Source organism: Tenacibaculum sp. IMCC1 (assembly GCF_054906355.1).
Genome location: NZ_CM142818.1, coordinates 2161091 through 2172778 on the forward strand (window position 1 = coordinate 2161091; position 11688 = coordinate 2172778).

Genomic DNA, 11688 nt, shown 5'->3' on the forward strand with positions numbered 1-11688 from the left:
GCAAAACCAACAAATAAAAATTAATATTTTTTCTTTGAAATTTATACTTCCTCTTTGTCCTAAATAAACAAACACACCTACATTTTCCAGCCTACTTTTGTGTTATTAAACAAATAAAACACATGAAAAGTTACAAATTACACAAGTATTGGCACATAGATTCTTACCTTCTTCTGGGATTGTATAATTGGCTTTTCTCAAGGAAACAATTCTATTTTGGTTTTCTTGTCCTATTCCTAAATACATAATTAAAAAAAGTTAAGAAATGAGTTTTGCTAAATTAATATCACTTTTTGAAGAGTCTACAATCATGTTGTATATCGGTTACTTTTTTTTATTTAATACAAGTTTAATAGTATTGGAAATAATTATTGATGTGCTGTTTAGAAAAAAGAGAAAATGGAAAGATACCTTAGCCAATATATCTATTTTTTTTATAAATCAACTTATAGAAAAAACAATTATAGGATCGATTGGTGTAATTTGTTTAATGCCTTTTCATTGGATAACACCAATAACGATTCCTAGTAATGTATATACATGGATCCTGGCTTTTATTATAGCAGATGTAACGTATTATTGGATGCATCGTTTAGAGCATGAACATCGAATATTATGGGCTAGCCATAGTGTTCACCATTCTTCAGAAGATTATAACTTAACTATTTCTATGCGATTAAGTATTGTAGAAGGATTGTTTGAATGGGCTTTTTTAATACCGATGGTACTAATAGGTTTTTCACCATTTCAGGCTATTGTAGGATTAATATTAGTCGCACAATTTCAAACATGGATTCATACGGAGCGAATTGGTAAGTTAGGGTGGTTAGATGAAATATTCAACACACCATCCAATCATAGAGTACATCATGGATCTAACCGAAAATATTTAGATAAAAATTACGGAGGTGTTTTTATTATATGGGATAAACTTTTTGGAACATTTCAAAGAGAACAAGAAAAAGTAGTTTATGGGCTTACAAAGAATATAAAAACTAACAACCCTATTAAAATTAATTTTATAGAATATATTAATATTTACAAAGAAGTAAAAAGGTGCAAAACACTAAAACATAAGCTAAAAATAATTTTTGGAAACCTAATTTGGAAGCCTGATTATTTTAAAAGTAAATAAGTTCAGCTTAAGCTTACTATATATTTGGAACGGTATTAGTTAGTTTAAAGTTTATACCTAATACCGTACTTTTTTACTTCTTAAATTTTTCTAAGGCTTTTTTGGTAAACTCAGATAAAACAAGCTTTCCAGAAGTCTCTGCACGTTCTATTAACAGTTCTTCCCAGTGCTCGGTTCCAATCCACAACGCTCTTTTCATTTCAACCAATGCTTCTGGGTTATACGAAGCTAATTTTTCTGATAATATTTCAACCTCTTTATCTAATTCACTTTGTGTTTCAAAAACACGCGCATACAACCCTTTTTCTTTCGCCCAATACGCATTTTTCCAGCTCGTTGCATCTAAGGTTAACTCTGCCAATCCGCTTACGCTTATTTTGCGTTCTACGGCAGGTGCAATTACAAACGGACCAATACCTATCGTAAACTCAGAAAGTTTAATAGAAGCGTGCTCTGTAGCTAATACATAATCACAAGCAGCTGCTAATCCAACTCCACCGCCCACAGTTTTTCCTTGTACTCTACCAACAACTAGCTTCGAACAACGACGCATCGCATTAATTACATTGGCAAACCCTGAGAAAAAAGCTTTCCCATCTTCTAAATTATCAATTGCTACCAATTCATCAAAAGAAGCTCCAGCACAAAAAGCTCGTTCTCCTTCTGATTTTAGTACAATTACTGAAACTTCATTATTAATTGAAAGCTTATCAAATTCATTTGCTAAACGTTCTAATAACACACTTGGAAAGGAGTTACTTGCTGGATGCCCAAATTCAACCGTAGCAATCTTATTTTCAATATGTGTATATAAACTTCCGTTTTCTCTAGTTGTAGTCATTTGTTTATTGTTGTTTGCTCAAAATTACGTTTTTTGAGCAAGTGGTAAAAACTTTCTTCTGAACTTTATAATTAATGGAGTTCCTCTAGCAATCATCCACAGGAAAAAAGCAATCCAAATAGCATACAGTTTATAATCTAGTGAATCAAAAAATAATAAGGTTGGGACGAATACGAATCCTGTTGCTAATAATAAAACGTTTCGTAAGTACTTCATTTCTCCCATACCTTTAAACATTCCGTCATAAATAAAAGCGATAGAACATACAGGTTGCATGAGTAAAATAATCCAAAAAGTATTGTAAAATTGTTTTAAAACCTCAGGTTCTTTCGTGAATATTTTTCCTATAAATTGATATAAAACAAAACCTACAACTGTGAGTAAGAGTCCGAAAAGGAATCCGTATGTAATTAATCGATTTCCTAACATGACTAAGGTTTTATATGCTTTTGCTCCTAATAATTTTCCTGATAATATATTTCCTGCAGAAGAGTAGCCGTCAATCATAAAAGCGCCCATAAGCCATAAATTGAAACCAATCGTATAAGCTGCGATATAAGCGTCGCCATAATCAGTAGCATAGGAAGTACCAAAATATAAAGCAACATTTAACGCTATAGTTCGCACAAATAAATTTAAAACCATGTTTATAAACTTTGGTATTTCAGCATTAAGAGGCAGGCTGAACCTTAATGGAATATCTGTCTTCTTTAACAATAATACCACCGAAATTATTGCCATAGTAGCTTGTGCTACAACACTTGCATAGGCTGCACCTTGAATATGCATTGCAGGAATCAAGCCTTCTATTCCATATACCAATACAACATCCAACCCTATATTAATAAACGTACCTATGAGTGCTATTACCATCGGATAATACGTGTTTTGCAACCCTCTAAACGTACCAAAAACAGCAATCGTAAAAAGCGTAAACGGGAATCCGAAAACACGAATTTTGTAATACGAAACAGAATAGTCTAAAATGGTTCCTGAAGCATTATACAACTCAAAAATTTCTTTTGCAAAAGGGTAACTGATTCCTAAAATAAGCGCACTTACTCCTAACACAATAACAATAGCTTGTGCTGGTAGGTTTTTTATTTCGTCAAGTTTATCAGCTCCTAAATATTGAGAAACGATAGAAGAAATTCCGCTACGTGTTTGCCCAAATACCCAAATTAACATGGATAAAAAAGCCCCTACAATACCAATCGCAGCAATACTTTCGGTAGCATTGTGCTCAATGTTACCTACGATGGCTAAATCTGTGGTAGAAAGTAACGGTTCAGCAACACCTGCAATTAATGCAGGCATTGCTAATTTATTTATGTGTTTAAAACTAATGTTGTGTTGCATAATAGTTAACAAAAATAACTATTATTGAAGTTGGAAAATGAAATTGCAGTGTATTGTTTTATTAATGTTATTTAAGAGCAAATCTCACATTTACCTGTTAAAAAAACAGTAGCACTCTCTATGATATGATTTTCAACCTGAGGAATTGAAATATCAACTGATAAACATGTTACTTTTTTGCAGTCAGTACATTGAAAATGAGGATGTATATCATTATGATGATGCGAAGAACAACTAGTACATTTAGCATACCATTTTACACCTTCTTTCCCCATAAAAGAATGTATAACGCCATCGTTTTCCAGACGATCCAAAACTCTATAAACCGTAGTTTTATTCATTTCGTCATTTAATTTGCTTACTAAATCAACAGCAGCAATTGCTGAGACTCCAGACTCAAATAAGCTTAATAATTTTTTTACTGCTTTTGTTTTCCTAATAACTCCCATAAAACTAATTAATGCAACGTTGTTGCAATTAAAAAAATAACGTACTTTTGCTTTTCAAAATACTAAATTAAGAAAATCAATGGTACTCAAACAAAAATCAGATACATTAGGAGCTTTGTCGAGCGGTCTATGTTTGGTACATTGCGTATTTACACCTTTTCTGTTTGTTATACAATCTCATGCTACTTGTTGTAGTCATGAAGCAGTTCCTTTTTGGTGGAAAAGTATAGACGTTTTATTTCTAGTCATTTCATTTTTTGCTATTCAAAAATCCGTTCAAACTACTTCAAAAAAATGGATGCAGTATGCTCTTTGGATTACGTTTTTGATTTTGTTTATAATCATTTTAAACGAATATACACAAGCCATGAAATTACCTGAAGAAAGTATTTATGTACCATCATTAGGTTTAGTGTTTCTACATATATATAATAGAAAGTATTGTCAATGTGCAAACAACACTTGTTGCGCTAATAATTAAATAGTTTAAGTAATGAACAAGCATGATTACATAGGTGATAATCACATTTTAACAAATATTAAAACACCTTTAACACCAAACGCTTTTGATAAATCAGACGAAGAAAAGATTGTAAATATTCAAGGTCATTTTGCAAAAATAATGGAGGAGCTCGGTTTGGATTTGACAGATGATAGTTTGTCTGGGACACCTTATCGTTTTGCTAAAATGTATGTTAAAGAGTTGTTTTATGGATTGAACCCAGCTAATAAACCCAAAGCTTCTACTTTTGATAATAAATACGGTTATAGTAAAATGTTAGTGGAACAAAACATTACTATCGATTCTTCATGTGAACACCATTTTCTTCCTATTAGTGGCTATGCACATATTGGTTATATTCCAAAAAATAGGGTTATCGGGCTTTCGAAAATTAATCGTTTAGTAGATTATTATTCACACAGACCACAGGTACAAGAGCGATTATGTTTACAAATCTTAACAGATTTACAAGAAACTTTGGAAACGGAAGATGTAATTGTACTGATGAATGCAAAGCACCTATGTGTTTCTTCTCGCGGAATTAAAGACAAGAATAGTTACACAACAACTATTGAGTACGGAGGAAGTTTTAATGATTTAGCTTTTCGTAATGAGTTTTTTAAAATTTGTGAGTTTGAAAATAGAGAATAATTAACCTATTACTTCTTCGTTAACATTCGTTTTATTTCATTCAGCTTCATTAAAGCTTCAATAGGTGTTAGTGTATCGATGTTTGTAGTTAAAATTTCTTCTCGAATATCTTCTAACAACGGATCATCTAACTGAAAAAAGCTCATTTGCATATCTTCATGCTGTGCTTCTTTCAGGGTTTCTTTTACCTCCTTGTGTGAATGTGAGTTTTCTAACTCTTTTAGAATTTTGTTTGCTCTATGAATTACCATACTTGGCATTCCTGCTAATTTCGCCACGTGAATTCCAAAACTATGATTACTTCCTCCAGCTACTAACTTACGTAAGAAAATAATACTATTATCTAGCTCTTTTACCGATACATTAAAGTTCTTAATACGTTCAAACGTGGAAGTCATTTCGTTTAACTCGTGATAATGCGTTGCAAATAGTGTTTTTGCTTTCGATGGGTGTTCGTGTAAGTATTCCGAAATTGCCCAAGCAATAGAAATTCCGTCATAGGTAGATGTTCCTCTTCCAATTTCATCTAACAACACCAAACTACGATCAGAAATGTTATTTAAGATCGATGCGGTTTCATTCATTTCAACCATGAATGTCGACTCTCCCATCGAAATATTATCACTCGCACCTACTCTTGTAAAAATCTTATCCACCATACCTATTCGAGCATTTTGAGCAGGAACGTAACTTCCCATTTGTGCCAATAATACAATCAATGCTGTTTGACGTAAAATTGCTGATTTACCCGACATGTTAGGACCTGTGATCATGATAATTTGTTGCTGATTACGGTTCAGCACCACATCGTTCGCTATGTATTCTTCGCCTATTGGTAATTGTTTTTCAATAACCGGGTGGCGACCATTTTTGATTTCAATATCGGTACTATCGTCCATTAAAGGGCGCACATAATTATTCTCGGTAGCTAAGGTTGCGAAAGATTGCAACACATCAATCTTAGCTACATTTTGTGCATTTTGCTGTACTGGTTGTACAAAGCCTATAATGTACTGTACTAACTTGGCAAAAATCTCCGTTTCTAATTGCTGAATTTTCTCTTCTGCTCCTAAAATTTTTGCTTCGTATTCTTTTAATTCTTCAGTAATGTAACGCTCTGCATTCACTAAAGTTTGCTTACGAATCCACTCTTCAGGAACTTTATCTTTATGCGTATTTCTAACTTCAATATAGTATCCAAAAACATTATTAAACGCAATTTTTAAACTCGGAATCCCTGTACGTTCCGTTTCACGAGCTAGCATCGTATCTAAATACTCTTTTCCAGAGTTTGAAATGTTACGTAATTCATCTAACTCTTCTGAAACTCCGTTTGCAATCGCATTTCCTTTATTTATATTTACAGGGGCTTCTTCTAAAACAGTCTCGGTAATTTTATCAATTAATTCATCACAAGTATTAATTTTTTCTCCTAATAACCTAACGGCAGCGTTTTCGCTGCTTTCTGCGGATTCTTTTATCGGAAGAATCGCTTTTAACGAATTTTTCAACAAGATGACCTCTCTTGGAGATACTTTACCCGTAGCAACTTTCGATATCAATCGTTCGATATCAGAAATTTGTTTTAATTGGTAGGTTACAGTTTCAGAAAAAGTATCGTTATCAATTAAAAACTTTACTAATTCGTGTCGCTGCTGAATTTGGTCTAAATCTTTTAACGGAAGGGCTAACCAACGTTTTAACAAACGCCCTCCCATTGGAGAAATCGTTTTATCAATTACATCTAGTAACGAAACCGAGTTCACCGAATTCCCACCGTATAACTCTAAGTTTTTTACGGTAAAGCGATCCATCCACACATAATTATCTTCCGCAATTCTGCTAATAGATTGTATGTGTTCTATTTTGTTGTGTTGTGTTTCCGATAAATAGTACATGGCCGCACCACCTGCCACAATTCCATATTCTAACTCTTCAACTCCAAATCCTTTTAACGTTTTTACCTTAAAATGATTTCGAAGTAATTCATCACCATATTCTTTTTGAAACACCCAATCATCCAAATAAAAAGCATGAAAACGATTGGTAAAAGCTTCTAAAAATCGCTGCTTATACTTCTTTTCTACCAAAACTTCACTTGGTGTAAAGTTTTGTAAAAGCTTATCTATGTATTCTTCATTTCCTTGTGCTATGAGGAATTCTCCAGTAGACACATCTAAAAACGAAACCCCTAATAGCTTTTTCCCAAAATGAACTGCTGCTAAAAAGTTATTCGACTTCGATTGTAATACCTCATCGTTCAACGCAACTCCAGGAGTTACCAATTCCGTCACTCCCCGTTTCACAATCTTCTTAGTCATTTTTGGATCTTCTAACTGATCACAAATAGCAACACGCAATCCAGATTTTACTAATTTAGGCAAATACGTATTTAAAGAATGGTGCGGAAACCCTGCCAATGCTGTTTCACTTTCGCTGCCACTTCCTCTTTTGGTTAAAATAATACCTAAAACTTCTGACGCTTTTACAGCATCTTCTCCAAAGGTTTCATAAAAATCGCCTACTCTAAATAATAACATCGCATCCGGATATTTTGCCTTGATTCCGTTATACTGCTGCATTAATGGAGTTACCTTTTTTGCCTTTGTTTTTGCCAAGTTTCTAGATTTTTTGGGTTAGTTTTGCGAAGATAGAAAAGTTTAGAGTTTCTTTTGTTTCAAGTTATCCACAACTTTAAACTTTTGAACCTGAAAACCACTTTATGAGAAAATTAAAAAACAGCGAACTAGGCAGGAAAACAGTTGAAGAGTTTAAGCAAACTAACAAAACTCCCATCATTGTAGTATTGGATAATATTCGTAGTTTGAATAACGTAGGTTCTGTTTTTAGAACTTCGGATGCTTTTTTGATTGAAAAAATTTACTTGTGTGGTATCACTGCTACGCCCCCTAACAAAGAAATTCATAAAACTGCTTTAGGTGCCACTGAATCTGTAGATTGGGAATATGTTGAAAATACTATAGACTTGGTTGAAAAATTACAAGCAGAAAACGTAAAGGTCTTATCTATAGAACAAGCAGAAAATAGTACAATGTTAGATACTTTTACTCCTGAAATTGACCAAAAATACGCAGTAGTGTTTGGAAATGAAGTAAAAGGTGTACAACAAAAGGTTGTTTCTGCTTCTGATGTTTGTATTGAAATTCCGCAATTAGGAACCAAACACTCGTTAAATATTTCGGTAAGTTGTGGTGTGGTGTTATGGGATTTGTTTACCAAAATGAAAAAGTAATGTCATTATTAGCAACAATAATAACTAAGTAATTTACTTAATTAGAGTTCATAATTCAAAGATTACTTCACTTTAACCTGTCTTTAGCGACAGTCGAAAGATTCGTAATGACAATATCATTCTTTTAAAGTAGAGTGTTAAATTTTTGAATTTATCCTAAAAACCTACTATATTAGGCACTTGATTACCCCATCCCCCAAGAGTTATTTTGTAATTAAAAACCCTATTTAATATGGAAAACAAGTACTTAAAAGAAACAGCAATGAATTTATGCCCTGGTGGAGATACTGAAATTACTGAAGGAGGTAGTGATACAGGAGGAACTGGTGGAGGAGGAACAGGAAGTCAAGGAGGAGATTAAGTTTAGCTCTTTTCTTAATTTAACAAATATTATACTTAACTTAAAAACCATTACTTTTGAAAAGTAATGGTTTTATTTATAACTATGAAAAGCTTACTCTGTATTATCCTACTCTACTCTTCTTTTATTTTTCCCCAAGAAAGTAAAGAATATCTTTCTAAAAGAGATACACTAATAGAAACAGGAAGACAGGCTTATTTTGACAATAAACTTCTTTTGTTAAAAACAGTTACAAAACAAGTTGACTCATTATATCAAAAAACGAACGACTCTATTTTGTTGGCTAAGTATTTTCATTTTAAAGCTCTGCAAAGTAAACTTGCTTATACTAATGACAGTGCTTTTTACTATTATCACCTTTCAAAAGACATCTCTAAAAAGATACATGATTCTTTAGCAGTTGGAAGGCGTTTATTAAGTTTAGCTATTTTGCAAAAAGAGGCAAAAGATTTTTTAGGTAGTGAAGTAAGTTTAGTTGAAGCCTTACAATATTTAGAACCCATTAACTCAAACATATATTTAGAAATTGTTTATAATAATTTAGGAATTGTTTCTGAAGAATTAAAACAACAAAGTGAGGCTTTATCAAACTATAATAAAGCTCTAATCCATAATAAAGAAAATAAAAATAATGGTGGTTATTTATACATTATTAATAATCTGGGCTTTTTTTACCAAAACCAAAACCAACATAAAAAAGCAATTACTTATTTTAACAAAGGTTTATCTCAAGATAGTATCAAAGAAAAGTTTCCTGTTCAATACGCTTTATTATTAGAAAATTTAGCGTTCAGTAATTACTCTTTAGGTAAAAAGGAAAATGTACTTAGACAATACGAAGAAGTCTTATCAATAAGAGAAAAACTAAATGATTTAAGTAATTTGAGCATGTTGCATATTAACATTTCTAACTATTACAAAGATTTAAATCAACTAAAAAAAGCTCAACACCATTCTAGCGAAGCTTTAAAATATGCCGAACAAACCCACAACAATAAAAAATGGTTAGAAGCTTTAAAAAACCTTTCAGATTTAACTAGCGGAGAACAATCAAAACAATATTTAGAAGAGTATATTACCTTAAATGATAGTCTATTCCAAAATGAACGCAGGTTAAAAAATCAATTTGCTAAAATTAGATATGAAACGGATAAAAAAGAAAAAGAAAACTCTGTTTTAAAAACTGAAAACGAGAAAAAACAGGCAGAAATACTTCAACACAAACAACAAAAAACTATAGGTTGGTTATTGTTCGTTCTTAGTTTATTGTTATTTGGAGTAGGAGTACTGTTTTATTTTAACAGAAAAAGAAAACTACTCTATCAAGCCCAGTTAGAAAGAATTCAGGCAAGAGAACATGAACGTAAACAAATAGCTAAATCTTTACATGATGAGGTTGCTGGTGATTTACGTTTACTACATCGTAAATTAGAGAAATCTAACTTATTAGAGGAAGCTCAAAAATTAGATGCAGTAAAAGAAAATGTGCGTAATTTATCACATCAACTAAGTAGTGTTAGTTTTGATAAAGTTTCCTTTAAAAATCAAATTATCAATTTAGTGAGTGATTATTTTGAACCTGATTTTAAAATAAAAGTGAATGGATTGCAAAACTACGATTGGACGACAATTAATAATTCTATTAAGCGTTTACTTTACTTAAGTATTCGCGAAAGTATACAGAACTGTAAAAAACACGCAAAAGCGAGTAAAATAACTATCAATTTTTCTGTACGTAAAAAATACGTACATTTGGGTATTATTGATAATGGTATTGGCTTTAATACCACCGTTAATAAAAAAGGAATTGGTTTACAAAACCTACAAGAACGCATTGAAGAGTTAAATGGTAAATTAACTATTAATAGTGAAGTAGGTAAAGGAACCCAAACCAGTATTCAAATACCCTTAAATGGCTGGACAAACAAAAATACTTTTAGTTGATGATCATCAATTGATTTTGGAAGGAATTCTTTCATATCTAAAAGATATAGATAACTTAGAAATTGAAACAGCTAATTCATGCGATGAAGCTTTTTCTAAAATAAAATCAAGTTTAAGCGAAAATCCATTTCATATCGTTTTTACCGACTTGAGTTTTGACAACCAAAACAAAAATGTTATTTTAGATGGAGGAGAAGCTTTTATAAAATCTATACTTAAAGAAGCAATTCCTATTAAAGTAGGTGTAATTACAGGACACTCTGAAACAAATAGAATTTTTAATGTTATACATAATTTAAACCCTTCTGCCTATATTTTAAAGGGAAAGTGTAGCACAGATGAACTAACCTTTGCTATTCAAAAAATGTTAAAAGGTGAAATATACTATACGCACGAAATTCACCAAAAACTCTTAAAAAGGGCTTTAGTTGAAATACAAATGGATGATATTGCCATCCAAATTTTAAAAGAGCTACCTAAACATGCTAAAATTTCTAACTTAGAAGGCTTAATTAAAAAGGACGATGGATCATTAATAAAAGTCAGATCCATAGAAAGCAAACTATCTAAACTAAGAACAGACTTACAAGCCAATAATAATACAGACCTGGTATTAAAAGCAAAAGAATTAGGAATTATAGATTAAGCTTAACCTCTTTTTGCGGAAATACACATTTATTTTTGCGGTTATCCCATTTTACAAATTACAACTAAACAGTAATTTCGCAATGGAATTCAAACCATTGTTGGGAAGAATCTTGAAAAGAGAGAGAATGTAAAAAAAGCCTTTAAATATTTAAAGGCTTTTTTATGCTACCTATCTCGCCCTAAAATATGCTATTGTAAAATTGACTTATTTTTTCTCTTGCGGAAAACCACACGTTTTTTTGCGGAAATACCCTTTTTTAACCTTTAATCTCTCTTTACATTTGTGGCATCTTCTTTTCAAGATTAATTGGAAAAAGACATTTAAGGGGAATAATGAACCTTCTAGAAATTCTAGAAGGTTTTTTTTATGCTATTTCGGAAAATTGCACTTTTAACTTCGGAAATCCCTTTTTATACTCCTGATTATCAGTATATATTTGACATGTTCATTATTTAATGACAATTAATTAAAGGGGAATTAATTAAATCATTTTAAAAATGGGGAAACTACTATTACGTAAAATGAGCAGAGGTTTTAACACTTT

Annotated in this window: 11 protein-coding genes; 7 read left to right on the forward strand and 4 right to left on the reverse strand. The window is 31.8% G+C overall.

Features of this window, described 5'->3' with window-relative positions; all coding sequences use genetic code 11:
* Window positions 1-265: 265 nt before the first annotated feature.
* The gene (locus ACXIHB_RS10140; RefSeq protein ID WP_462098184.1) at window positions 266-1135 is read left to right on the forward strand and encodes a sterol desaturase family protein; all 870 of its coding nucleotides are present in this window, start codon (window positions 266-268) and stop codon (window positions 1133-1135) included.
* Between the two features lie 73 nt (window positions 1136-1208).
* Here the strand turns inward: ACXIHB_RS10140 and ACXIHB_RS10145 are convergent, their stop codons facing one another.
* The 3 genes from ACXIHB_RS10145 to ACXIHB_RS10155 all read right to left on the reverse strand — a co-directional run bounded on the left by ACXIHB_RS10145 (window position 1209) and on the right by ACXIHB_RS10155 (window position 3784).
* A complete protein-coding gene (locus ACXIHB_RS10145) occupies window positions 1209-1976 on the reverse strand; it encodes an enoyl-CoA hydratase/isomerase family protein (RefSeq protein ID WP_167712630.1) in 768 nt (255 codons plus the stop codon).
* A gap of 24 nt (window positions 1977-2000) precedes the next feature.
* Window positions 2001-3335 (reverse strand): MATE family efflux transporter, encoded by a 1335-nt coding sequence (locus tag ACXIHB_RS10150; RefSeq protein WP_462098185.1) that lies wholly within the window; start codon window positions 3333-3335, stop codon window positions 2001-2003.
* 71 nt (window positions 3336-3406) lie between these two features.
* Window positions 3407-3784, reverse strand: a complete 378-nt coding sequence (locus ACXIHB_RS10155) for a Fur family transcriptional regulator (protein ID WP_159488636.1) — start codon at window positions 3782-3784, stop codon at window positions 3407-3409.
* Window positions 3785-3863: 79 nt separating this feature from the next.
* Here ACXIHB_RS10155 and ACXIHB_RS10160 point away from each other — a divergent pair, with 79 nt between their 5' ends.
* Both ACXIHB_RS10160 and folE read left to right on the forward strand, forming a co-directional pair.
* Window positions 3864-4265, forward strand: coding sequence for a MerC domain-containing protein (locus ACXIHB_RS10160; protein ID WP_173359012.1), 402 nt, complete (start codon window positions 3864-3866; stop codon window positions 4263-4265).
* Between the two features lie 12 nt (window positions 4266-4277).
* Window positions 4278-4937: a GTP cyclohydrolase I FolE gene (folE, locus tag ACXIHB_RS10165; protein WP_462098186.1), complete on the forward strand. Its 660-nt coding sequence runs from the start codon at window positions 4278-4280 to the stop codon at window positions 4935-4937.
* Between the two features lie 8 nt (window positions 4938-4945).
* Here folE and mutS read toward each other — a convergent pair whose 3' ends face one another.
* Entirely contained in the window at window positions 4946-7555 is a 2610-nt protein-coding gene (gene mutS / locus ACXIHB_RS10170; protein ID WP_159611140.1) for a DNA mismatch repair protein MutS, read from the reverse strand.
* A gap of 104 nt (window positions 7556-7659) precedes the next feature.
* On the opposite strand from mutS, the gene ACXIHB_RS10175 reads away from it, so the two are divergent.
* From ACXIHB_RS10175 to ACXIHB_RS10190, 4 genes are all read left to right on the forward strand, one after another.
* Window positions 7660-8190 (forward strand): RNA methyltransferase, encoded by a 531-nt coding sequence (locus ACXIHB_RS10175; protein ID WP_159488644.1) that lies wholly within the window; start codon window positions 7660-7662, stop codon window positions 8188-8190.
* Window positions 8191-8422: 232 nt separating this feature from the next.
* Complete coding sequence (locus ACXIHB_RS10180) at window positions 8423-8551, forward strand: hypothetical protein (protein ID WP_462098187.1); 129 nt, start codon at window positions 8423-8425, stop codon at window positions 8549-8551.
* A gap of 84 nt (window positions 8552-8635) precedes the next feature.
* Window positions 8636-10495 (forward strand): tetratricopeptide repeat-containing sensor histidine kinase, encoded by a 1860-nt coding sequence (locus ACXIHB_RS10185; protein WP_462098188.1) that lies wholly within the window; start codon window positions 8636-8638, stop codon window positions 10493-10495.
* Window positions 10464-11141, forward strand: coding sequence for a response regulator (locus ACXIHB_RS10190; RefSeq protein ID WP_159488648.1), 678 nt, complete (start codon window positions 10464-10466; stop codon window positions 11139-11141). Before ACXIHB_RS10185 ends, ACXIHB_RS10190 begins: the two co-directional genes overlap by 32 nt.
* Window positions 11142-11688: the final 547 nt, after the last annotated feature.

Excerpts from the sequence above, each read along its gene's own strand:
- ACXIHB_RS10180 (WP_462098187.1), top strand. The coding sequence starts at position 8,423 with ATGGAAAACAAGTACTTAAAAGAAACAGCAATGAATTTATGCCCTGGT.
- ACXIHB_RS10160 (WP_173359012.1), top strand. The coding sequence starts at position 3,864 with ATGGTACTCAAACAAAAATCAGATACATTAGGAGCTTTGTCGAGCGGT.
- ACXIHB_RS10150 (WP_462098185.1), bottom strand. The coding sequence starts at position 3,335 with ATGCAACACAACATTAGTTTTAAACACATAAATAAATTAGCAATGCCT.
- ACXIHB_RS10155 (WP_159488636.1), bottom strand. The coding sequence starts at position 3,784 with ATGGGAGTTATTAGGAAAACAAAAGCAGTAAAAAAATTATTAAGCTTA.
- ACXIHB_RS10145 (WP_167712630.1), bottom strand. The coding sequence starts at position 1,976 with ATGACTACAACTAGAGAAAACGGAAGTTTATATACACATATTGAAAAT.
- ACXIHB_RS10175 (WP_159488644.1), top strand. The coding sequence starts at position 7,660 with ATGAGAAAATTAAAAAACAGCGAACTAGGCAGGAAAACAGTTGAAGAG.
- ACXIHB_RS10140 (WP_462098184.1), top strand. The coding sequence starts at position 266 with ATGAGTTTTGCTAAATTAATATCACTTTTTGAAGAGTCTACAATCATG.
- folE (WP_462098186.1), top strand. The coding sequence starts at position 4,278 with ATGAACAAGCATGATTACATAGGTGATAATCACATTTTAACAAATATT.
- ACXIHB_RS10190 (WP_159488648.1), top strand. The coding sequence starts at position 10,464 with ATGGCTGGACAAACAAAAATACTTTTAGTTGATGATCATCAATTGATT.
- ACXIHB_RS10185 (WP_462098188.1), top strand. The coding sequence starts at position 8,636 with ATGAAAAGCTTACTCTGTATTATCCTACTCTACTCTTCTTTTATTTTT.